Source organism: Mesorhizobium sp. USDA 3734 (assembly GCF_056279665.1).
The window spans coordinates 3,975,187-3,998,133 of the sequence record NZ_JBWCCW010000001.1 but is presented as its reverse complement, the minus strand read 5'-3'; the positions used below and the strand labels follow the sequence as shown (position 1 = coordinate 3,998,133).

General features: G+C 60.4%; 20 protein-coding genes, 1 tRNA gene and 1 pseudogene. 17 read left to right on the top strand and 5 right to left on the bottom strand.

The annotated features are described in order from the left end of the window. Nucleotides 1–69 precede the first annotated feature (69 nt). Together ACZ89F_RS19610 and ACZ89F_RS19605 are read right to left on the bottom strand one after the other, a co-directional pair. A tRNA-Gln gene (locus ACZ89F_RS19610) sits at nt 70–144 on the bottom strand. A 128-nt stretch (nt 145–272) separates the two neighbouring features. Further along, entirely contained in the window at nt 273–617 is a 345-nt protein-coding gene (locus tag ACZ89F_RS19605) for a VOC family protein (RefSeq protein ID WP_476093658.1), read from the bottom strand. Between the two features lie 226 nt (nt 618–843). Between ACZ89F_RS19605 and ppdK the strand changes: the two are divergent. From ppdK to ACZ89F_RS19590, 3 genes and pseudogenes are all read left to right on the top strand, one after another. Further along, nucleotides 844–3,524 (top strand): annotated as a pseudogene (gene ppdK / locus ACZ89F_RS19600) (pyruvate, phosphate dikinase). 125 nt (nt 3,525–3,649) lie between these two features. Further along, nucleotides 3,650–4,753 (top strand): glycosyltransferase family 9 protein, encoded by a 1,104-nt coding sequence (locus ACZ89F_RS19595; RefSeq protein WP_476093656.1) that lies wholly within the window; start codon nt 3,650–3,652, stop codon nt 4,751–4,753. A 168-nt stretch (nt 4,754–4,921) separates the two neighbouring features. Further along, nucleotides 4,922–5,662: a polysaccharide deacetylase family protein gene (locus tag ACZ89F_RS19590; RefSeq protein ID WP_476093654.1), complete on the top strand. Its 741-nt coding sequence runs from the start codon at nt 4,922–4,924 to the stop codon at nt 5,660–5,662. A 197-nt stretch (nt 5,663–5,859) separates the two neighbouring features. Here the strand turns inward: ACZ89F_RS19590 and ACZ89F_RS19585 are convergent, their stop codons facing one another. Together ACZ89F_RS19585 and ACZ89F_RS19580 are read right to left on the bottom strand one after the other, a co-directional pair. Next, nucleotides 5,860–6,249: a DUF427 domain-containing protein gene (locus ACZ89F_RS19585; protein WP_476093652.1), complete on the bottom strand. Its 390-nt coding sequence runs from the start codon at nt 6,247–6,249 to the stop codon at nt 5,860–5,862. Nucleotides 6,250–6,464: 215 nt separating this feature from the next. Continuing rightward, nucleotides 6,465–6,821 (bottom strand): hypothetical protein, encoded by a 357-nt coding sequence (locus ACZ89F_RS19580; RefSeq protein WP_056580940.1) that lies wholly within the window; start codon nt 6,819–6,821, stop codon nt 6,465–6,467. A gap of 194 nt (nt 6,822–7,015) precedes the next feature. Between ACZ89F_RS19580 and ACZ89F_RS19575 the strand changes: the two genes are divergently transcribed. Together ACZ89F_RS19575 and ACZ89F_RS19570 are read left to right on the top strand one after the other, a co-directional pair. Next, on the top strand, nt 7,016–8,644 hold the full coding sequence (locus ACZ89F_RS19575) for a fatty-acid--CoA ligase (protein WP_476093650.1): 1,629 nt from the start codon (nt 7,016–7,018) through the stop codon (nt 8,642–8,644). A gap of 80 nt (nt 8,645–8,724) precedes the next feature. Continuing rightward, on the top strand, nt 8,725–9,510 hold the full coding sequence (locus tag ACZ89F_RS19570) for a DUF1499 domain-containing protein (protein ID WP_476093648.1): 786 nt from the start codon (nt 8,725–8,727) through the stop codon (nt 9,508–9,510). Nucleotides 9,511–9,567: 57 nt separating this feature from the next. Here ACZ89F_RS19570 and ACZ89F_RS19565 read toward each other — a convergent pair whose 3' ends face one another. Continuing rightward, nucleotides 9,568–10,476, bottom strand: coding sequence for an MBL fold metallo-hydrolase (locus ACZ89F_RS19565; RefSeq protein ID WP_476093646.1), 909 nt, complete (start codon nt 10,474–10,476; stop codon nt 9,568–9,570). A 124-nt stretch (nt 10,477–10,600) separates the two neighbouring features. On the opposite strand from ACZ89F_RS19565, the gene ACZ89F_RS19560 reads away from it, so the two are divergent. The 12 genes from ACZ89F_RS19560 (at nt 10,601) to ACZ89F_RS19505 (ending at nt 22,648) form a co-directional block, all read left to right on the top strand. Further along, nucleotides 10,601–11,191 carry a biotin transporter BioY gene (locus ACZ89F_RS19560; RefSeq protein WP_476093644.1) on the top strand — a complete coding sequence of 197 codons (591 nt, stop codon included), beginning with the start codon at nt 10,601–10,603 and terminating at the stop codon, nt 11,189–11,191. Between the two features lie 321 nt (nt 11,192–11,512). Continuing rightward, nucleotides 11,513–12,790: a sugar transferase gene (locus tag ACZ89F_RS19555; protein WP_476093642.1), complete on the top strand. Its 1,278-nt coding sequence runs from the start codon at nt 11,513–11,515 to the stop codon at nt 12,788–12,790. A 43-nt stretch (nt 12,791–12,833) separates the two neighbouring features. Then, nucleotides 12,834–14,108, top strand: coding sequence for a nucleotide sugar dehydrogenase (locus ACZ89F_RS19550; protein ID WP_476093640.1), 1,275 nt, complete (start codon nt 12,834–12,836; stop codon nt 14,106–14,108). Next, nucleotides 14,108–15,133 (top strand): NAD-dependent epimerase, encoded by a 1,026-nt coding sequence (locus ACZ89F_RS19545; RefSeq protein WP_476093638.1) that lies wholly within the window; start codon nt 14,108–14,110, stop codon nt 15,131–15,133. The genes ACZ89F_RS19550 and ACZ89F_RS19545 overlap by 1 nt, the downstream gene beginning before the upstream one ends. Before the next feature lie 37 nt (nt 15,134–15,170). Next, nucleotides 15,171–16,064 (top strand): glycosyltransferase family 2 protein, encoded by an 894-nt coding sequence (locus ACZ89F_RS19540; RefSeq protein WP_476093637.1) that lies wholly within the window; start codon nt 15,171–15,173, stop codon nt 16,062–16,064. Then, a complete protein-coding gene (locus ACZ89F_RS19535) occupies nt 16,061–17,329 on the top strand; it encodes an MATE family efflux transporter (RefSeq protein ID WP_476093635.1) in 1,269 nt (422 codons plus the stop codon). Before ACZ89F_RS19540 ends, ACZ89F_RS19535 begins: the two co-directional genes overlap by 4 nt. Then, on the top strand, nt 17,259–18,098 hold the full coding sequence (locus ACZ89F_RS19530; RefSeq protein ID WP_476093633.1) for a class I SAM-dependent methyltransferase: 840 nt from the start codon (nt 17,259–17,261) through the stop codon (nt 18,096–18,098). Before ACZ89F_RS19535 ends, ACZ89F_RS19530 begins: the two co-directional genes overlap by 71 nt. Before the next feature lie 5 nt (nt 18,099–18,103). Continuing rightward, complete coding sequence (locus ACZ89F_RS19525; protein WP_476093631.1) at nt 18,104–18,913, top strand: class I SAM-dependent methyltransferase; 810 nt, start codon at nt 18,104–18,106, stop codon at nt 18,911–18,913. Further along, a complete protein-coding gene (locus ACZ89F_RS19520) occupies nt 18,891–20,048 on the top strand; it encodes a glycosyltransferase (RefSeq protein WP_476093630.1) in 1,158 nt (385 codons plus the stop codon). Before ACZ89F_RS19525 ends, ACZ89F_RS19520 begins: the two co-directional genes overlap by 23 nt. Continuing rightward, nucleotides 20,045–21,187 carry a glycosyltransferase family 4 protein gene (locus ACZ89F_RS19515; protein WP_476093629.1) on the top strand — a complete coding sequence of 381 codons (1,143 nt, stop codon included), beginning with the start codon at nt 20,045–20,047 and terminating at the stop codon, nt 21,185–21,187. Before ACZ89F_RS19520 ends, ACZ89F_RS19515 begins: the two co-directional genes overlap by 4 nt. A gap of 36 nt (nt 21,188–21,223) precedes the next feature. Further along, nucleotides 21,224–21,679, top strand: a complete 456-nt coding sequence (locus ACZ89F_RS19510) for a hypothetical protein (RefSeq protein WP_476093628.1) — start codon at nt 21,224–21,226, stop codon at nt 21,677–21,679. A 654-nt stretch (nt 21,680–22,333) separates the two neighbouring features. Then, nucleotides 22,334–22,648 (top strand): hypothetical protein, encoded by a 315-nt coding sequence (locus ACZ89F_RS19505; RefSeq protein WP_476093627.1) that lies wholly within the window; start codon nt 22,334–22,336, stop codon nt 22,646–22,648. Nucleotides 22,649–22,947 lie beyond the last annotated feature (299 nt).

Here is a 22,947-nt window from a genome sequence, read left to right as displayed (position 1 = left end):
CGATCGGCTTCATGAACGATCGCAAAGGCATTCTCGGGTCCCATGTGCCCGAAATGGGTCAATTTATAATGGCTGGGGCGCCAGGATTCGAACCTGGGAATGTCGGTACCAAAAACCGATGCCTTACCACTTGGCGACGCCCCAATTGCCGTCAGAGTCGCTTGTGCGGCGCGTTATTAGCAGAGCAGCCGAAAAGCACAATCCTTATGAGCGATGGTCAGAACGTCCAATCGGGGCAGCCAACGCAGTGCCGCCAGAGGCATGCGTGCGGGCTATTCGGACCACACCGCCATCTCGTTGCCGGCCGGATCGACGAAGTGAAAGCGCCGACCGCCGGGGAAAGGGAAGATCGGCTTGACGATCGTGCCGCCGGCGCTTTCGACAGCGCGCAGCGTTTCCTCCAGTTCCCTGCTGTAGAGCACGGGCAGCGGCTTGGCCGGTGCTTCCGCGGCATCGGCCTGGAAGCCGCCGTCCAGGCCCTCGGCAAAGGCCGAATAGGTCGGCCCATAGTCGGTGAACGACCAGGCAAAGGCGGCACTGTAGAAGGCCTTCAAACGGTCCAGCGTTCCACCGGTCGCCGGCATTTCCAGATAGTCGAGTCTTCCAGACAGCTTCATTGGATGCCTCTTCGTTCTCTTTATGTTCTATTCCTAGGGCCTCGGGATAGCAAGTCTTTTTGACGCATCTTTGGACGTAGCTTTTGCTTAATCGATTGTAGGGGCCGCACGGCTTTGCCGACGCCTTGCCTTTCGCACTGCAGCATCATATCGCTCCAAAGTCGGGACACGGCGGAACTTTCCGTTTCGCCAATCTTTCCAATCTCCTGCAACCGGAGAGCAAAGCATGACCAAATGGGTTTTCACCTTTGGCGATGGCGCGGCGGAAGGCCGTGCCGGCGACAAGAATCTGCTGGGCGGCAAAGGGCGCCAACCTGGCCGAGATGTGCAGCCTGGGCCTGCCGGTGCCGCCGGGCTTCACCATCACCACAGAGGTCTGCAACGCCTATTATGCCAATGGCCGTACCTATCCGGCGGGATTGGAAGCCGATGTCGCGGTTGCGCTCGATCATATCGGACACCTGACCGGCCGTCGGTTCGGCGACCCGTCGAAACTGCTGCTGGTGTCGGTGCGTTCGGGGGCCCGTGCCTCGATGCCCGGCATGATGGACACTGTGCTCAATCTCGGGCTGAACGACGAGACGGTCGAGGCGCTCGCCGCCGATTCCGGCGATGCGCGCTTTGCCTATGACAGCTACCGCCGCTTCATCCAGATGTATTCCGATGTCGTCATGGGCCTCGACCATGAGGTGTTCGAGGAAATCCTGGAGGACCAGAAGGGCGGGCTTGGGCATGAGCTCGACACCGAACTGACGGCGCTCGAATGGCAGGGTGTCATAGCGCTCTACAAGGCCAAGGTCGAAAGAAGAACTCGGCAAGCCGTTCCCGCAGGATCCGCACGAGCAGCTGTGGGGCGCGATCGGCGCCGTGTTCTCGAGCTGGATGAACAATCGCGCCATCACCTACCGGCGCCTGCACGACATTCCCGAAAGCTGGGGCACGGCGGTCAATGTCCAGGCCATGGTGTTCGGCAATATGGGCGAAACCTCGGCCACCGGCGTTGCCTTCACCCGCAACCCGTCGACCGGCGACAAAATGCTCTATGGCGAGTTCCTGGTGAACGCGCAGGGCGAGGATGTCGTTGCCGGCATCCGTACGCCGCAGAACATTACCGAGGCGGCACGCATCGCAGCAGGCTCGGACAAGCCATCGCTGCAGAAGCTGATGCCGGACGCGTTCCAGTCCTTCGTCACCATCTCCGACAGCCTGGAAAAGCACTACCGCGACATGCAGGATCTCGAATTCACCATCGAGCGCGGCAAGTTGTGGATGCTGCAGACCCGCTCCGGCAAGCGCACCGCCAAGGCGGCGCTGAAGATTGCTGTCGAGATGGCGCGGGACGGACTGATCACGAAAGAGGAAGCGGTCGCCCGCATCGATCCGGCCTCGCTCGACCAGCTCCTGCATCCGACCATCGATCCCAAAGCCGCGCGCGATGTCATTGGCATCGGCCTGCCGGCGTCGCCCGGTGCCGCCACCGGCGAGATCGTCTTTTCCTCCGGTGACGCCGAGGAATTGAAGACGCAAGGCCGCAAGGCGATCCTGGTGCGCATCGAAACCAGCCCCGAGGACATTCACGGAATGCATGCGGCCGAAGGCATCCTGACCACGCGCGGCGGCATGACCAGCCACGCCGCGGTGGTGGCGCGCGGCATGGGCAAGCCTTGCGTCTCGGGCGCCGGCTCGTTGCGCGTCGACTACAAGGCCGGCACGCTGATGGCCATGGGCTCGACCTTCCGCAAGGGCGACATCGTCACCATCGATGGCAGCAACGGCCAGATATTGAAGGGCGCCGTGTCGATGCTGCAGCCGGAACTTTCCGGCGATTTCGCCGCCATCATGGAGTGGGCGGACGCGGTGCGTCGCATGAAAGTACGAACCAATGCGGAAACGCCGCTCGACGCACGCATGGCGCGCTCCTTCGGCGCTGAAGGCATCGGGCTTTGCCGCACCGAGCACATGTTCTTCGACGGCGAGCGCATCGTCGCCATGCGCGAGATGATCCTGGCCGACACCGAAAAGGACCGGCGCACAGCGCTCGCCAAGCTTTTGCCGATGCAGCGCTCGGACTTCCTCGAACTGTTCGAGATCATGGCCGGCCTGCCAGTGACGATCCGCCTGCTCGACCCGCCGCTGCACGAATTCCTGCCCAAGACCGAGGCGGAAGTGGCAGAAGTCGCCGCCGCCATGAATGTCTCGCCGGACAAGCTCAGGCAGCGCACCGAGGCCCTGCACGAGTTCAACCCGATGCTCGGCCATCGCGGTTGCCGCTTGGCCGTCTCCTATCCCGAAATCGCCGAGATGCAGGCGCGCGCCATTTTCGAGGCGGCCGTCGAGGCCGGCAGGAAGGCCGGCGCGCTGGTGGTTCCCGAGATCATGGTGCCGCTGGTCGGCCTGGTGAAGGAACTCGACTACGTCAAGGCGCGCATCGATGCGGTCGCCAAGAGCGTCATGGAGGAAACCGGCGTCAAGATCGACTATCTGACTGGAACCATGATTGAGCTCCCCCGCGCGGCGATCCGCGCGCATGTCATTGCAGAGTCAGCCGAATTCTTCTCCTTCGGTACCAACGACCTGACCCAGACGACCTTCGGCATTTCGCGCGACGATGCGGCCTCGTTCCTGGAGACCTATCGCCAGAAAGGCATTATCGATCAGGATCCGTTCGTCTCGCTCGATATCGACGGCGTCGGCGAACTGGTGCGCATGGCTGCCGAAAAGGGCAGGGCGACGCGGCCCGACATCAAGCTCGGCATTTGCGGTGAACATGGCGGCGATCCGGCCTCGATCCGCTTTTGCGAAGAGGTTGGCCTCGACTACGTGTCCTGCTCGCCCTATCGCGTGCCGATCGCCAGGCTGGCGGCCGCGCAGGCAGCGGTGCTGGTCGCGAAGGCTAGCCGCGGATAGAAGTTCATTCAGGCCGAGCTTACCGTTTTGTAAAACAAGTCACGCGAACGTGCTGACGGCTTGCATAATCTCGACAATGTTCCCGCCCAATTTGCGGATACCCCGCCAATTGTCCCTGGAAGCAGATGTTGCAGACCTCACCCGCGCCGTTCCGCTCTATTCTGGTCATTCAAACGAAGTTCATCGGAGATCTCGTCCTCGCCTCGGCGCTTGCAGAAAATTTGCGGCTCGAATTCCCCGGCGCCCGGATCGTATTTCTGTGCGAGGCTCGCTTCGAGAGCTTCGTGATCGCCCATGGCATCGCCTCCGAGGTGGTCACGTTCGCACGCGCCCGCATGCGCGGCACCAACCTCGAGCGCGGGAAAGAGCTTTACGCCATGGTGCGGGCGTTGCGCCGCTTCCGCTTCGACCTGACGATCGACCTGACCGATTCAAAGACGTCGCGCATTGTCAGTGGGCTCGTCAACGCAAAGACTCGCGTCGGCTACAATCCTCCTGAAAGACCCTTGCGTATGCTGGAGCGCCAGCCCGCCAATGTCTTTGCCAGGCCCTACGGCTTTGATGGCCAGCATTTTCTGTACCGCTACCTCTCGCCGCTCGAAGCGCTCGGCATCGAACTTCGCACGGTGGTTCCGAGCCTTCAGCCGCTGCCGTTGGAGACGGCGAAAGCACTGGCGCTGCTGGGTAAGCACCATCTGCGGCCAAACGCCTTCATAGCCGTGCATGCGGGTGCAAGCTTCGAGGGGCGACGTTGGCAACCGGAGCGGTTTGCCGCGGCGATCGTCGAGATTACGAGCGAAACCGGCCTGGACGTCGTCTTGGTGGGCGGCCCCGACGAGCAGGAGATTGCTGAACGTATCGTCGCCAGGACCGCGCCCTCGGTCGTCAATCTCGTGGGAGCGCTGTCGCTTGAAGGGCTGTTGGCGGTGCTGAAACAGGCCCGGCTGTTTCTCGGCAACGAGAGCGGCCCGATGCACATGGCCGCAGCTGCCGGGACCCCGGTTGTCGGCTTGTTCGGTCTGACGCTCCCGTCGCGCTGGGGTCCCGTCGGCGTGCCCAGCATCTCGCTCCAGCCGCCGTTGCCTTGCGCCTGCATGGCCAAGGACCTCTGCCGCGCGCCGGATCCCAGCAAGGCTTGCTGCGTCTGGGGCCTGCAGGTCAAGCCTGTTGTCGACGCGGTGCGCGAGGTTCTTTCGCGCACCGAAATGAAGCTGGAGCGCGCCATCTGAGATCATGCGCCGCGCGCAAAACCGCGATCGCAATCGTGGAATGGCTTGTTCACCACACGAACGGTCGAATTGTCGCGCCGACGCTTTCCTGCTATGCGCCATCCCGATTTCCGCCTTCATGCGGGTCTTGGGATGCCTGCTTGAAATGACCGTCAGGAATTCGGTTTGATGCGCCTGCTGCAAAAAAATCTCTGCATGATCGCCATGTCGCTGGCGATGATATCCGCCGGCCATGCCGCGCCGCTCGTCGAGCCGACGCTGCACATCAGGCCGGAGGCGAGCGGAGCCGGCCGCGTTGCGCTCACGCTTGATGCCTGCGGTGGACAGACCGACAACCGGATCCTTTCGGCGCTGGTGGACAACAAGATCCCCGCAACCATTTTCGTGACCGGCATCTGGTTGAAGCGAAACGCCGCAGCCGTCGAGATCATGCGGGCGCATCCCGAACTGTTCGAACTGGAAAATCACGGCGGCCATCATATCCCGGCGGTCGATACACCGCAGAAAATCTACGGTATCCGCAGCGCCGGCAGCCCGGACGCGGTGCTGGCCGAGGTCGAGTCGGGTGCCGCCGCTCTTGCCGGGACCGGCGAGCCGGCGCCGAAATGGTTTCGCGGCGCGACCGCCGAATACAGCCCGTCGGCAATCGCGATGATCCGCAAGCTTGGCTTCAAGATCGCCGGATTCTCGATAAACGGCGACGGTGGCTCTTTGCTTGGCGCCAAGGAAACCGCGCGGCGCATCGCGGCGGCCAAGGACGGTGACGTCATTATCTCGCACATCAACCAGCCGACCCATGCGGCCGGCGAAGGCGTGGTGCAGGGGCTGCTGGCGCTCAAGGCCAAGGGCTTGACCTTTGTGCGGCTCGACGATGCCGATGGAGTCGGCAATCACGGCACCACCGACTAAGGCATATCGATATTCAGGTGATGCCGGCCTGCGAACGGCGGCTTCCTGCGCTTCCGGTACTCACGTACTTTAAGTACGCTCCGTTCCGGTTCTCGGAACCCACCATTCTCGACTCGGCCTGACCTGAATCTCAACGCACCTCGGAGCATAATACTGGCTCCGGAAAGATCATGCTTCCGGTACGAAGGCGGTTTTGCTCAGTCGGGCGTGGCTTCGATCGTGACCTTGCTGGCGTAGAATGCGCCGTGGTTGCGGATTTCGGCCATTTCGTCGAAAGGCCGTTCATAGGCCCACATGGCGTTCTGGCCGATTTCGCCGGCAGGCAGTACGCTCCAATAGCTTGCGTCGCCCTTGTAGGGGCAATGGGTCGAGTGGTCGGTGCTGCCGAGCTTGTCGAAATCGATGTCGGCGAACGGAATGTAGAAGGCCGCGGGATAAGGGGCCTCGGTCAGCACCTTGGCGTTCGCTGATGAAGCGATGACCACGTCCCCGGCGCGCACCGTGACGGTGCCGGCATAGGGCTCAATGGTGATGACCTTGTCGGGATTGCGTTGAAAACCGGGGGCGGGATTGGCGATCTGATCCATGGGGGTCTCCTTGCGTCGACTTTAAGTGTGTCGCGCAAGCGCATTGCGCAAGGGCCGCTGTGGCTGTGCAACACGCAAAGCCTCGCCAGGCCGGCGATGATGGGTCGCGCCTCCGAAGATACCTATCCGCCAGGGCAATCCCGGGAAAAGTGTGAAACGGTTTTCGAGGGAAAGCGCATTCCGCTTCCCCTCGAGAATTGCATCAAAACAGGCGGTTAGGCAGCGGCCTTGAACACGTCCATGAGACCGGCATAGGCAGCAGCGATGCCGGCGACCGGGTTGCTGCTTCTCGACACGGTCTCGACTTTCAAGGAACCACCGCCGGTCGGCAAGGTGAGCAGCAAGAACTGGCGGTTGCCGCCGTCGCCGACGGATGCGGCCGCGACGTGCTGGCCTTCGCCCTGGTTCTGGACGCACATCTTGAACAGCAGCGTGCCGCCGACCGCTTCGAGCGCGCCGCCGACAACTTCGACAAATTCATCTTCGGAAACAGTTTTTGTATCCGGCACCAGATCGGCCAGACTTTCGGCAAGCGTACTCTCGAGAGCCTTGTCGTCGAGCTGCGCGTCCATGCGAACCTCTTTCAGTCGCCAATCGCACCCCTTTGCCCGTTAACGAAACTTAACGCCGACGATGGCCGGATTGTGGCGGTTGTCGCTGTCATGTCGATCAATGCGCCGCTCGGCCGTGCTGGCGGCTGGACAATCCGCCGGTTCGCTCCACAATGGGACAAAAAGCACAACGCAAAAGCGTGAGGGAGGACCGAATGCTGGGACTGATGCAGGAATGGCCGCTGCTTTGCCACAAGCTCATCGACAATGCCGAGCGGCAGCATGGCGTGCGCGAGATCGTGTCGCGCTCGATCGAAGGGCCGATCGTGCGCACCACCTATGCGGACATCCATCGTCGCGCCCTGAAGGTCGCCCAGCGGCTGGAGCGTGACGGCTATGGCTTGGGCGACCGCATCGCCACGCTGGCCTGGAACACCGCGCGCCACATCGAGGCCTGGTACGGCATCATGGGCATCGGCGCCATCTACCATACGCTCAACCCGCGACTGTTTCCCGAGCAGATCGTCTGGATCATGAACCATGCCGAGGACAAGGCTGTCTTCGTCGACCTGACCTTTCTGCCGCTGCTCGAGAAGATCGCCGGTGCCGTCAAATCGCTGAAACAGGTGATCGTGCTGACCGACAAGGCACACATGCCGCAGACGACATTGCCCAATGTGGTCGCCTATGAAGACTGGCTTGATGAGGCGGATGGCGACTTCGCCTGGAAGACCTTCGACGAAGGCACCGCCGCCGGTATGTGCTACACGTCCGGGACCACGGGCGATCCGAAGGGCGTCGTCTACAGCCACCGTTCGAACGTGCTGCACGCCATGATCGCAGCCATGCCCGATGCCATGGGCCTGTCGTCGCGCGATACGATCTTGCCGGTCGTGCCGATGTTCCATGCCAATGCCTGGGGCCTTGGCCAGAGCGGGCCGATGATCGGCGCCAAGCTGGTCATGCCTGGCTGCAAGATGGACGGCGCCTCCATCTACGAACTGCTCGACACCGAGAAGGTGACCTTCAGCGCCGCCGTGCCGACCGTCTGGATGATGCTGCTGCAGCATCTCGAGGAGACCGGCAAGAAGCTTCCCTATCTCAACAAGGTCGTCATCGGCGGCTCGTCCTGCCCGCGCGCGATCATGACCAAGTTCCAGCAGAACTACGATGTCCAGGTCATCCATGCCTGGGGCATGACCGAAATGTCGCCGCTCGGTACGCTATGCACTTTGAAGCCGGACTATGAGGGTCTCCAGGGTGAGGCTCGGCTCGATGTCCAGCAGAAGCAGGGCTACCCCCCCTTCGGCGTCGAAATGAAGGTGACCGACGACGACAACAACGCGCAGCCCTGGGATGGCAAGACATTTGGCCGCCTGAAAGTGCGGGGGCCGGCCGTTGCCCGCGCTTATTATGGCGGCGCCGGCCTGGAGCAGTTCGACGAGGACGGCTGGTTCGACACCGGCGACGTCGCTCACATCGACGCCGGCGGCTATATGCAGATCACCGATCGCGCCAAGGACGTCATCAAATCCGGCGGTGAATGGATTTCGACCATCGACCTCGAGAATCTGGCCGTCGGCCACCCCGATGTCGCGGAGGCAGCAGCCATCGGCGTCCATCATTCGAAATGGGGCGAGCGGCCGTTGCTGGTCGTCGTCCGCAAGCCGGGCAAGGAACCGACCAAGGCCGATATTCTCGACTTCATGGACGGCAAGGTGGCCAAATGGTGGATGCCGGACGATGTCGCCTTCGTCGGCGAAATTCCGCACACCGCTACCGGCAAGATCCAGAAGATCACCTTGCGCCAGCAGTTCAAGGACTATCGCTTGCCGACGGATTGACGCGATGTTGCATGTTTCGGCTTCATGCCATCGCAAAAAGGCACTAAGTGTCCGTTCGGGTTGGGGCAGCGCAGAAAACGATGGTTAGTATTCCCGAACGGCAAACGTCGAAGGCGGCCGGATGGTCGCGGCGCACGGCCGCTTTTTCGTTGGTGCTGCTGCTGACGGTCTTCGTCGGCCATCGCTTCGATCTCGTCGAAACTCCTGTCTTCCTGTGGGTGCTGGGCATCGTCGCGCTGCTCGCCGCCCTGGCGCTGTTGTTTGCCGGGTTCGCCTTTTCGCGGCTGTGGAACTTCGGCGACCGCGGCGGCCGCGACCTGACAGTCGGCGCGCTCCTGGCGCTGCTGGTGCTCGCACCTTACGGCGTTGCCGCCTACTGGGCGACAATCTATCCGCCGCTCAGGGATATCTCGACGGATTTCGACGAACCGCCGGCGCTCGACGTCAGCGACCGGACGAAGGACATGAACGTGCTTGCGCCGTCGACGCCTGGCGAACAGCGCTTGCAGACCGATAACTATCCGCTGGTCAGCGCACGCAGCTACGATCTGCCGTTCGAGACTGTCGTCAATGCCGTCGAAACCGTACTCGACCGGCGCAACTGGGATCTCACCGAACCCTATCCCGACCTCGCCGGGCAAAGTGACGTGACCATCACCGCCGTCGCCAAGGGTTTTGTGCTCGGCCTTCCCGCCGATGTGGCGATCCGCGTGACGGACGATGGCGATACGGTCATCGTCGATATGCGATCAGCTTCGCGATACGGCCGCTACGACCTTGGCGACAATGCCGCGCGCATCACCGATTTCCTGGCGGAACTCGACCAGGAAGTCGCCGGTCAGGTTGGCGCGGCGCCCGCCGAATAGGGCATTGGAACCTGGCAGCCTGTCTTGGCAGCCCATCTTGGCGGCCGATCTGGGCAACTATCTGGCCGGCGAGAAAGTGCCGTCAATGGCCGGTGCGGCGTTTGTCATGACCAGACCGCGCGCCACCAGGTCCTCGAGATGGGCAAGCACCGACAATCCGGCGGCACCATGCAGCCGCGGATCGGTATCCCTGTAGATCGCCTTGACCATGTCGGGAATCGTCCGGTCGCCTTCTCTGATCCGCTGCAGGATGGCGCGCTCGCGCATCTTGCGGTGCGTTTTCAATCCGCGCATGAAAGCGCGCGGTGCCGTCACCGGCCCGCCATGCCCGGGCAGCAGCAAGCAATCCCCGCGTTCGATCAGCCGGTCCAGCGAGGCCATGTAGTCGGCCATCGCCCCATCCGGCGGGGCGACGATGGAAGTTGCCCAGGCCATGACATGATCGGCCGAAAACAGGATGCCGGTTCCTTCCAGCGCGAATGCCGCGTGATTGGCGGTGTGGCCCGGGGTCAGAACCGTCCTGATCGACCAGCCGTCGCCGTCCACCACCTCGTCGTCGGAAAGCGTGATGTCAGGGACGAAAGCCATGTCGGCGCTGGCGTCGAGCGCATTGGTCTCGCCGATATGCAAAGGCCTTGCCGGCCGGTGCGGCCCCTCTGCCAGCACGGCGGCACCGGTGCGCTCTTTCAGCCGGGTCGTCAGCGGGGAGTGGTCGCGGTGCGTGTGGCTGACGAAGATATGGCTGACCGGCCGACCCGCGATCACCTCGAGCAGGGTCTGCAGATGCGCCTCGTCATCCGGCCCCGGATCGATCACCGCCAGCGTATCGCGGCCAACGATGTAGCTGTTGGTGCCGTGAAAGGTGAAAGGGCTCGGATTGCGGGCCGTGATGCGCTGGATATCGGGCGCAACGCTTACCCCCTGGCCATAAAGAGGGTCGAAGCCGGTATCGAATTTGAGTGCCATGGCGGATGCATAGGTGCCTTGTTTCAGGAAACGGCAAAACCGATTGCCGCATAACACGCAAGCCAATATAGGAGAACGTGAGGCCGCGACCATCGGATAGCGGCAATCGGATTGGGGAAATACCATGGCAATTGCAAGTACGATGCGTCCGCTTGTTTCTCTGGCTCTGCCGCAAAGTGGCGCGGCGCGGCTGGCAACGCAGCTTTTCCTGGCGATCGCCGGAACACTGGTGCTGACCCTGTCGGCCAAGACCAAGGTGATGCTCGGGCCGGTCGACATTTCGATGCAGACGCTTGCCGTGCTGCTGATCGCCGCCGCCTTCGGCATGCGTCTCGGCGTCGCCACCCTGTTGCTCTACATGGCGGAGGGCGCCATGGGCTTCCCCGTCTTCCAGAGCACCCCGGAAAAGGGTCTCGGCATTGCCTATATGCTCGGCTCGACCGGCGGTTATCTCGCAGGCTTCGTGGTCATGGCGGCAATCGTCGGCTGGGCCGCCGATCGCGGCTGGGATCGCCATCCAATCAAGCTTTTCAACGCGATGCTGGTTGCCGAAATCGTCATGATGGCGATGGGCTTTGCCTGGCTGGCGCTGCTGATCGGCCCGGAAAAGTCGTGGCAGTTCGGTGTCGTGCCCTTCATCGTCGGTGACTTGATCAAGGTAGCTCTCGCGGCAAGCCTGGTGCCGGCCGTTTGGACGTTGCTGAAGCGCGGCTGAAACGCGAGCAGCAGTCAGCGGCCCGGCGTCGATATTGCCGAAGGCGTGCCGATATTTTCAATGATGATGTCCAGTAAGCCGGCCTATTAGGGCCGGCTTTTCCATAGAATCAAACAATGCTGTTGATCAAAACTTCCACCAATCGTTGACGTGAAATAGATGCTTGCTGGTGCAGCCGCACTGTCGTAGCCCTTGGTCTTCGACTGTGTCGAATCGCCGAAGGCGAGATGCCTGATTCGCCTAACAAACGAACGGGCAAGCCACGCGCATCTCGCAAATGGCCCATCGCCTGCACGGCAACTTCGGGGGAAGGGCAAGGCGTTGAATGTCGCAGCGTCGACTATTGTCGGAAGTCGGCATTTCCTGTTCCGGATTCGATTTCAGCTGCTTGGCGGACTGACATTCGCGATTTTTGCGCCGGCGATTATCCGGATCGTCTTCAATCCTGAGTTTATCTATTCGGCCAACCTTCAGGTGACGGTGACCGCCGCTGCGATTGCGCATCTTGCAGGCTTCCTCTCCTATCGCCGCATCGGAAATTTCCCGGGCGTGGCCGCGGCCAGTTACATCTTGCCGACATTTGCCCTGTCCTACGGGGCTGTTTTCCTGACCATTTTCTTTTTCCGTTTCGAGTACAGCCGGTTTCAGGCCGCCGCCAGCTTCACCCAGTCCACGCTCTGGTATTTCGGCCTGAGCCTGTTGACGCGGCGTCTCGATCCGTACCGGCTCGTCGTGGTTCCCGGCGGAGATGTCGAGCGCCTCAAGACGCTACCGGGGGTGCACTGGTTCTGGATCAAGTCGACCAACACCATCATTGAGAGAGCCAGCGGCGTGGTCGTTGATCTGCGCGCTGATCTTGGTGCCGAGTGGGAACGATATATTGCGGATCGGGCCCTTTCGGGAACGCCCGTATACCACGTCAAGCAGGTCAGAGAGTCGCTGACGGGTCGGGTCGAGATCGAGCATCTGTCGGAGAACACGCTTGGTTCACTCAATCCGAACCAGGCCTATCTCAAGATCAAGCAGGCAGCCGACTGGGTCTCCGCGCTTGTCTTGATTGTCGTTCTTTCCCCTGTCCTGGCGCTGATAGCGCTGCTGATCCGGTTGGACTCCGAGGGTCCCGTGCTGTTTCGGCAGCAACGCATGGGCTACCGGGGCGAGATCTGCACGGTCTACAAGTTTCGCTCGATGCGACAGCACGTTGACGCCGGCAGCGACAAGGAGAGGGCGATCACCAGGCGCGACGATGATCGCATCACCCGCGTTGGTCGTTTCCTGCGAAAATTCAGGATCGACGAACTGCCGCAGGTCATCAACATCCTGCGTGGCGAAATGAGCTGGATCGGACCGCGGCCGGAAGCTGTCGTGCTGTCGCAGTGGTACGAGGCGGAGCTGCCATTCTACCGCTACAGGCATATCGTAAGACCAGGTATAAGTGGGTGGGCACAAGTAAATCAAGGGCATGTGGCTGCCGTCGATGATGTTATGGAAAAATTGCACTACGATTTCTATTACATAAAGAACTTTTCGCCGTGGCTGGATGTTTTGATAACTCTCAAGACGATGAAAACGATGCTTACCGGCTTTGGCGCCCGATAGCCAAGGCGAAGCACGACTCTGGAATAGCAAGCGCAGGAAGCAGATGGATCTCGCCTCCAGGAAAATAGCAATCATCGGGCTTGGCTATGTCGGTCTGCCGCTGGCGGTTGCCTTCGGCGCCACCAGGGATGTCGTCGGGTTTGACATCAACCAGTCGAGGGTGGACGCTCTGAAGCGTGGCGAAGACCATACGCTGGAAGCCAGCAGCGATGAGATCGATGCTGCTACGCGGCTGAGCTTCACCACCGATAAGGCCGATCTGCGCGATTGCGGGATTTTCATCGTCACGGTGCCGACGCCGATCGACAGGGCCAACCGGCCGGATCTGAAACCGCTGATCATGGCATCGACATTGGTCGGTGAGGTCATCTCGGCGGGCGCGGTGGTGATCTTCGAATCGACTGTCTATCCCGGCTGCACGGAAGAGGTGTGCGCGCCGCTGATCGAGAAACATTCGGGCCTGCGTTACAATGACGGGTTCTTCCTCGGCTACAGCCCCGAGCGCATCAATCCGGGTGACCGCGAGCATCGGCTGCAGACGATCGTCAAGGTCACCAGCGGCTCCACGCCGGAAGCGGCCGAAGCCATCGATGCGCTCTATGCCTCGATCGTGCCGGCGGGTACGCACCGTACCTCGAGCATTGCGGTCGCCGAAGCGGCCAAGGTCATCGAGAACACCCAGCGGGACCTCAACATCGCGCTGATGAACGAGCTGTCGCTGATCTTCGGCAAGCTGGGCATCGATACGTCCGAAGTGTTGGAAGCCGCCGGCACCAAATGGAACTTCCTGCGCTTCACGCCGGGTCTTGTCGGCGGTCACTGCATTGGCGTCGATCCTTACTATCTCACCCACAAGGCCCAGGAACTCGGCTATCATCCGGAGGTGATTCTTGCCGGCCGCCGTATCAACGACGGCATGGGTCAGCACGCGGCGGATCAGACGGCCCGCCTGATGATGCGCAAGGGGATACCTGTCGTCGGCAGCCGGATTTTGGTGATGGGCGCGGCTTTCAAGGAAAACTGTCCGGACCTGAGAAATTCCAAGGTCGCCGATATCGTCGCCCAATTGAAGAAATACAATGCCGGCATCGACATCTGGGACCCCTGGGTCGACGCGCAGGAATGCGCGCGCGCCTTCGGTGTGACGAGCATGAAGGACATTCCCGACCAACGCTATGACGGCGTCATCGTGGCCGTCGGCCACAGGCAATTCCGCGCGCTTGGCGTCGACGGCCTGCAGGCACTTTGCAAGACCCCGGGCGTGATCTACGACATCAAGGGTCTGTTCCCCAGGCATGTTACGGATGGGCGCTTCTGATGAAGATTCTGGTCACCGGCGCTGCCGGCTTCATAGGCTATCACGTTACGAAGCGGCTGCTGGAGCGCGGCGACGAGGTTGTCGGCATCGACAACGTCAACGACTACTACGATCCGCGGATCAAGGAGGCGAGGCTGCGGCTGCTGGAGGAGGCGAGCCGCAAGACCAACGCAGGCTATCATTTCATCCGCGGCAATCTCGCCGACAGAAGTGTTGTCGATCGCTGCTTTGCCGATCACGCATTCGACCGGGTGATCCATCTCGCCGCCCAGGCCGGGGTTCGTTACAGCCTGGAAAACCCGCACGCCTATGTCGAAAGCAACATCATCGCCTATGCCAACATGCTCGAGGCCTGCCGCAACAGCGCCGTTGCGCACCTGACCTATGCCAGCACCTCGAGCGTCTACGGCGCCAACACCGACATGCCGTTTTCCGAGCACCGGCCGGCCGACCACCCGCTGCAGTTCTACGCCGCGACCAAGCGCGCCAACGAGCTGATGGCGCACAGCTACAGCCATTTGTTCCGGTTGCCGACGACCGGGCTTCGCTTCTTCACCGTGTATGGCCCCTGGGGGCGCCCGGACATGGCGCTGTTCCTGTTCACCAAGAACATCCTTGCCGGCGAGCCGATCAAGCTGTTCAACAACGGCAACCACACGCGCGACTTCACCTATGTCGAGGATATCGCCGAAGGCGTCGTGCGGGCCAGCGACAGCCCGGCCGCGGGCAATGCCGCCTGGGACTCCAGCCGTCCGGATCCGGCCACGAGCAGCGCTCCCTGGCGCATCTTCAACATCGGCAACAACAACCCGGTGAAGCTGACCGCCTATGTCGAGGCGCTGGAAAAAGCGCTGGGCAGGAAAGCCATCGTCGAACTGCTGCCGCTGCAGCCCGGCGACGTGCCCGATACCTTTGCCGACACATCGGCGCTGGAGCAGGCGGTTGGCTACCGCCCGACGACGACAGTGATCGAGGGTGTCGCGCGGTTTGTCGAGTGGTACCAGGCGTATTTTGGGCGGGGATAAGCCTGTCTCCCGGCTGATCCCCGCATAGCCCTGTTCCATGACCACGCAACCAGGAGGAGATGGAATCGATACGGCTCGCAAACAGGCAGTCTGCAATCCATTGCAGTCCCAGGCGTTATTGAGCGTTTGCATCCCCACGTTCAATCGGCGGGATCGCGTTGCCGCGTTGGTTCAGGCGCTGTTGCGCGTGAAATGCCCATTGCAGATATGTGTCCATGTCGACGGCTCGACCGACGGGACAGGCGAAGTGCTTGCGGAAATCGCGTCTCGCGATACCAGATTGGTGGTCACCTCTGGTCCGAATGGCGGTAGAGGGGTCGCAATGTTTTCGGCGATCGCTTCGGCCACTGGCGACTATTGCATGATTTTCGACGATGACGACGATCTCTTCACCGATCGCTTGCCCGAGATTTGTGAGCGTCTCTCCGAGCAAAGTATCGACGAGAGGATTGCCGGGTTTGTATTCTCGATGGTTCTGAGTGAATCAGATGTGAGAGCAAACCGGTTTCCGTCAGAGCGCACAAACCTGATCAAGATGCGGGCCGACGAAGGTGTGGTCGGCGACAAGAAGGAGATCATCAGGACGCCTTTGCTGAAACAGGTCGCCGTGCCTCCCGCAGGGCGATTCCGCCGTATTCCAACATCTCTTCTCTGGTCCAGATTGGCGATCGAATACGATGTTATTTGTGTCGACGTCGATATCGGGCGAAAGAGGTATTTGCCGGGGGGGATGACAGCAAGCGTTCGGCATCTTCAGCGGCAGAATGCCTACCCGATGTTGTTGCTGAACTTGAATTACATCAGAGCATTCTGGATTGGACGGTATCGGTCGGTTCGGTTCCTGGGCAAGGCGGTCCTTGGCTGCTTGGGCTTTGGTGCCTTGAGTTTTCCATTCCTGCTCAAGAGGTCATTCACACGGGTGATCTCATGAAAAGAGCCAGCCTGTGGAAATTTTTGGAATCCATCATAATACGAATTGTCCCTGGTCTGCTCAATATAGTGACTCTGCTATACATTGGGAGGCAGCTGGAAGTCGGTCAATATGGTATTTTCAGCACGACGATCGTGACCGTTTCATTTATTTCGACGCTTGTTTTTGGAGTTACGACTTATTCCATAATGCCGGTTTCGGCAAAAATGCACGCGGCAGGATTGGGCAGAGAGTACGTGTCGTCTATTTTGGCCGCCCTGTCTGTTGTGGCCTTGTTTGTTGTCCTGGCCGGATTGGTGCTGGCGTGGTTCGGGTTTAGCAATGTCGTTGCCGCAACCATCATTGTTTCATTCGGCTTGCACACCGCATTTCAAGAGATACTGAGGTCCCAGCTGCGTTTATGGGCATACGGTTGGTCGGCGATTGGCCAGGCTGTCGCATACCAGGCGGGAGCTGTAGTCCTGCTCGTCGGCAATGCGAAAGTGGGCTCCGCCCTTACAGCCTTTTCGCTCAGCTACTTCGCCGGAGCGCTGATTTCATTTGCTTTCCTGGGGCCGATGACTCTGAGGCGGCCTCGCCTTTCCTATCTTGGCGGGTCGCTGGCCACGGGCTGGGGATTTGTGTTGAGCAATCTGGCCGAGAGCGGCGTGTTTGTCGGCATTCGATACATCATTTTGATGTTTGGCTCTCAGGCCCATCTCGGCGTCTTCTCGTATTGTGTCGATCTTTCGCAACGGTCCGTCGGCTTCTTCATGAACGTGGCCAGCTTCGTGTTCGTGCCGCGGGCATTTCTCAGTGCCGCAAGTGGAAACATCAGGGAGTTTCGACGCGGATTGTTCGAGGGGGCGGCCATTGCGTTGATTTTTGCGGTCGCGTCTGCCGTGGGGGTAATTGGTCTGTTTTTGTCCGGCTATGCGTCCGGATGGCTGGGGAGGTCATTTGATCCAGCGGTCTTTGCGGTCGTTTCTTGCGCCATCCTGATAAACAGGACGAAGAAGGTGGTCATCGATCCGTTTGCACTCCGCTCGAGCAGGGCAATGACGCTCACCTATTCTTACGCGATGGGAGCATTGGCTTGCTGCTGTTTGGCGGCATTGAGTCTGTGGTGGCGGCTGCCGCTTGGCAGCGAAATGGCATTTCTGTCCGCATATGTCATAGCCGCGGCTTGTTCGTTTTTCGCGTTGAGGAGCGTGATTGCCGACAACGGGCCGGATGCAACACGGCGAGCCTTTTCGATGGCCGGGTCGGATGCCGGGAATGAATGAGAAGCGAGCATTCTATGACGAGAAGAACAGCCGCATCGTCCATGTCGGCACGGTAGCCGACGACGACTATTGGGATTCCCACTGGGCCGAAGGGATCGTCTTGAGACCGGATCGCTTTGTCGTCGAAACGACCAAACGATATCTGACAGGACCGGCCAGGGTTCTGGACGCCGGATGTGGCTTGGCCAATACGGTCTATGGACTGCATCAGGCAGGCTTTTCCGCCCATGGAATCGACTTTGCGCGGAAGACCGTGCGGATGGTGAATCGCGTCGCGCCGCATTTGCAGGTGACGGTTGGAGACGTTCGGGCAACTGCCTTCGGGGACGAATTCTTCGATGCGGTGTGGTCTCTCGGAGTGATCGAGCACTTCTTCGACGGGTATGACGAGATCCTCTTGGAGATGAGGCGCATCATCCGATCGGGAGGGACTGCCTTCGTGACGGTGCCAAGCATTTCTCCTCTCAGAAGATTGAAGGCCAGAATGGGTCTTTATCCCAGGTTTTCGGGTGAACAGGCCGGCTTTTACCAGTTCGTCCTTGAGCCGTCTTCGATCGTGTCCAGATTCGAACAGCACGGCTTCAAGCTTCTGGAGTCGCGGCCAAGGGGCGGCTTCAAGGGGTTGAAGGACGAGACATTTTTCGCCAGGCCGATGCAGGCCTGGTACGACAGCAGCAACGGCGTCCTGAGGGGCTTACGGGCTGCCGCCGATCGGTTGCTCGGTCCATTTTCGCATCATACACGGCTCTATGTGTTTCAGAGGATATAGCGCGGATGTCGAGCGCGAATGGGCACAGATCGGCGAACGAAATTAACGGTGAAGCAGTGTCGATATTGCGAAAATTTGTTCGCGCGAACGTGGCCATGTCCGAGTTCCTCGACAGGGCTCTGCCGTTGCGCCTTCGCATCGACGGCAACCGGACCTTTGCGAAGGAGATAGCACCTCCCTTGCTTACCCCAAACGCGCGGGTTTACGATCTTGGCGGGGGTGCCAGGCCATTCGTCAGCCTCTTGGAGAAGCGGCGCCTGAGGCTTTTTGTCGTTGGTCTCGACCTGGACGCGGAGGAGTTGTCGAAAGCGCCGCATGGCACATACGACGAGGAGATCGAGGCGGACCTTACCTCGTTTGAGGGGAGGGGCGATGCTGACGTTGTGATTTGTCAGGCGACGCTCGAACACGTGCGTGACGGTGAGGGCGCCTTGCGTGGCATTGCCAGTTGCGTGAAGCCGGGAGGCGTGGTTGCCATTTTCTCGCCCTCGCGCAACGCTGTTTTCGCCAGGTTAAATCGGGTTCTGCCGGAAGGGCTGAAACGACGGCTGCTTTTTGCGATCTATCCCGAAAAGGGCAAGGGGCACGACGGGTTTCCGGCTTTCTACGACAAGTGCCTGCCCAGTGACGTCGAAACAATCGCAAAACGGAACGGCCTGGAACTCATCGAGCGTCGTCTGTTCTGGAAGAGTTCCTATTTCTATTTTTTCGTGCCGGCTTTTCTCGCCTGGCGCATCTGGCTCGGCGTTTCGGCCCTGTTTCTCGGCAAGGATGCTGCCGAGACCTACGCCTATGTCTTTCGGCGAAAACAGTGAAACCTTGCGGCTCATGACAGGGAAGCTCGCGCTGATCGCCATTCCGCTCGACATCAGAGGTGGGGCCGAAACCATCCTGAAGCTGGTTGCGCGTGCACTCGCGAGCCGGCCCGACTGGGACGTCGAAATAGGCTTCCTGGGTGGCCAGGCCGCAGGGGAAGCCGGTGGATCATACCAGGATGGAATTCGGTGCAGTTACGGCTTTGGCGGCGGCAAGGCCATGAGCGAGTTTTTGCTCGCCCCGAGACTGATCCGGCATCGCTACGATTTGGTGTTCTCGAGTCACGCGCGGGTGAATTCGTTCCTGGCTGCCGCCCGAAGTGTTGGAGTTCTTCGAAGCCGCAGGCTGGTCGCTCGCGAGTCCACGGTACTTCTGGATCGCTTCAAAGGCCCTCGCGCACTGGCTTACAGGGCGCTCTACGCTGCCTATGGCAGCCAGGACATGGTTGTTGCACAAACGAGCTACATGAATGAACGCCTGCGTAGCGTATTGCCCCGGCGAGCAATCGATAAACTGCGTACTTTGCCAAATCCGGTCGATGAAGATCTCATCATCAAAATGTCCGCTGAGACATTGTCGGGGAGCGACGCCAGGATATTTTCCCGCCGTCCGCAGATAGTTTGGTGCGGCCGGCTAATTGAGGTGAAATGCCCGACGATCGCGGTTGATGTGCTCGCCGAGGTCAGGCGAAGGACCGGCGAAGATTATGAACTTACCATGATTGGCGCTGGACCCCTGGAAGCGGACCTGAGAGCCTGCGCCGGCAAGCTTGACCTAGCCTCGCGCGTAAATCTGCTCGGCCAGAGAGACAATCCATTTCCGCTGTTTCGCGCATCGCGTGCCGGCCTGCTCACGTCCTCGGCCGAGGGATTTCCAAACGTGCTTCTGGAAATGATGGCTTGCCGGGTTCCCGGCATCGTCACCACGCCTTGTGCGGGAGATCTGGACATGCTGTCCGGCCTGGAGATTTCAGCCGGCTTTGGCGCGTCCGAAATTGCGGATGCACTCTTGAAGGTCGTTCACGGCGGCGATCGGTCGACCTTGTATGCAAAGACCTTGTCGGAAAGATCGCCCGGGCGATTTGCGGATATGCTGTTGGGAGCGCCTTCGTCATATCCGGGCGGCCAGAGATGATGCCCGCTGTTCGCAACACGATTGTCATCTCGATAAACACGTCCTGGAACGTCGTCAATTTCCGCAAGGGTCTGATCGAGGCGTTACGAAGCCATGGCTATGACGTCGTCGTCGTGGCGCCGAGAGACGAGTATTCTTCGCTGATATCGGCCATGGGCTGCCGCTACATCGAACTCGAAATGGACAATTCCGGCACGTCGCCGTTGCGGGATATGGCTCTTCTGTGGCGCTACTGGCGTCTCTTGCGGCGTGAGAGACCGTTGGCGTTTGTCGGCTTCACGATCAAGCCCAATGTGTTCGGCTCCATCGCGGCCAATCTGAGTGGCATTGCGGTCATCAACAACATTTCCGGGCTTGGGACGGCATTCGTCCGCGGTGGTCCGCTGCTCAGAATTGCCAAGGCCTTGTATCGGGTGGCGCTCGCTCGTTCCAGAATGGTTTTCTTTCAGAATGACGATGACAGGATGCTGTTCGTCGATGCGCATCTGGTCCGCAAGGATCAGACCGCGCTTTTGCCTGGCTCCGGCATCGACCTCGTGCGCTTTGTCCCGTCGTCCGAGGCGCGCACCCGGTCTGGTGCGATCGTGTTTCTTCTCGTGGCCCGGCTTCTCTGGGACAAGGGCGTCGGCGAGTTCATCAAGGCGGCCCGTCTGGTTCGCCAGGAACTGCCCGGTGCACGCTTTCAATTGCTCGGCTTTCTCGATGTGGAGAACCGAACCGCCGTCAGTCGCGAGCAGGTGGAAAAATGGGTCGATGAAGGATTGGTCGACTATCTCGGCTCCACAGACGATGTGCGGCCTTTCCTGCGTGCCGCCGATTGTGTCGTCTTGCCCTCCTACAGGGAGGGAACGCCGCGCTCGCTGCTCGAGGCGGCTGCCATGAGCAAGCCGCTGATCGCGACCGACGTGCCCGGATGCAGGGAGGTGGTGGACCATGCCGTCAACGGCTTCCTGTGCAAGGTGAGGGACCCTGGTGATCTGGCAAGCAAGATGATCGAGTTTGCGATGATGGACGATGCATCCAGGGATCGGATGGGAGTGGAGAGCAGAAACAAGGTCGAGCGGCAATTTTCGGAAACGATCGTCATCGAGAAGTACATGCGGCAGATAGAGAAGCTGGGTGGCCTCGCGGCGAAATGAGTGAACGGACCTCGCGGGGTCGGACGGAGGACGGTCTTGTCAATCAGGAGCATGGTGTTCCTTGTCATATCAACTGTTCTGTTTGGCGTCGGCTTTCTGGGCATCATCGTGATGCAGAGAGGCAGCCCGCCACCCGCCAGGCCGGTCGCTGTGCCCAAGCCGTTTGACGGCAAGCTCGCCATTCCCTCGATCGACGATCTCCGCGTCGGCGGTCGCAAGGTCCTGCTGTGTGGCGCGGCGTTTTCCAGGCCCCAGGCGATGCGCGCCCTGGTGACGGAAGCAGCGCGCCGGGACTACCAGGGGCTCATCTTGACTTGCAAACCCGTCGGTGCCGGCACGCCTTGCGACGGCAAGATCGCCTCGAGGTTTGGCGATACCCTCGTTGTGCAGTGCTTGACGGCCGAGGGGGAAGACTTGGCCACTATGCTCACGCAAGGCGGAGTTCTTTGCGGGCAGCCGGTTCAGGCCGGTGCAACGTACAAGTCTTGCTGAACGGGTTTTCAGTACGGACTGGGTGCCCTTGCGGAGAAATGAGTGGATCTGCCCTGACGCCAGCCTGACCGGTTTTCGCATTTGGGTATTTATGGGTCCTTTATTGGGTAATGTCGGTTCTTGGGGTCGGGTATTTGGGTATGTCGAGGAAGATATGGGCCGAAAAATGTATCGATAATTCAATATATTAGGTGGTTTTGACGAAAAGGGTTTGGCGCGCACGGCTTGGTCAAATCTTATCGAGCCAGTCACCGCGGAAAGGAGATCCCAGTTTTGGGCCCGATAATAAGAAACCTGTGACAGGTAGTCGAAAACTATTAATGCGATTTGGCTAAAGTACTGTCCTCGGACGGGCACGCATCAGCTTAAATTGCCTCGCGCGCGCGAAACGGGTTGGAATTGTGGCCAAAAACTGGTACTCGCTGATTTACTATCTTTGAATTGGTGCGTCTGAATGATGCAGCAAGAGGGGATCAAAGACAGATGAACCTTGTGGTTAAAACTGCACTTGCCGTATTTGTCGCGTCAATCGGGTTCGGTCCAGTTTCATCGTCCGCCCAGGACGCCTCGTGCAGCTGCGCGACCGCCTATCAAGGCCCGGTAAATCCAATCGGATCCATCCGCTCCGCCGACGGCGACGTGATGGTGTCGCAGATGGCTGGCTATGGCCCGGCCAAGGCTGGAAACGCGCTCGATTTCGGCAGCCGCGTGGTGGTTGGCGCCAACGGCGTGGCTTCTGTCCTGGTTGGCGGCTGCAAGCTGGAGGTCCCGGCCAATTCGAGCCTCGATATTTCCCGCGCCGGCAACAACATTTGCCTCAAGCTGGTTGGTTCCGAGCAAACGGCCGCCATCCAGCCCTCCGGTGGAGGCGGTGGATTCGGTCCGCCGGAAGCGATTTTCGCTGGGGCGCTTCTGGCGACTGGGGTGCTGGCGGCGACGCAGGACGACGACAACGGCGTCAGCCGCTGACGGAGATGGCGGTGTTTGACGCCATGACGGTGGGCTTGTCTGGACTGGACTGACCGGCGCCGGGCCGGGTTTGATGAGTTCGTTAACCATATCGCTCTATTTCTTGGGGTGGAGCGGGTGTGATTCGTCCCAAGAGGGTTAGTTGCGGTTTGGGTGGGGTAAAATGGCGAGTCGTCATCGGTTCGGGGCTATTTTCGCTTTTGTTGCAGGAGGCGTCCTGTTTGCCACGCCTCAGGCTATCGCTCAGCAAACTTGTTCCTGTCTCGCGACCGTGCCCGCGTTCGCCGGGGCGATTGGTC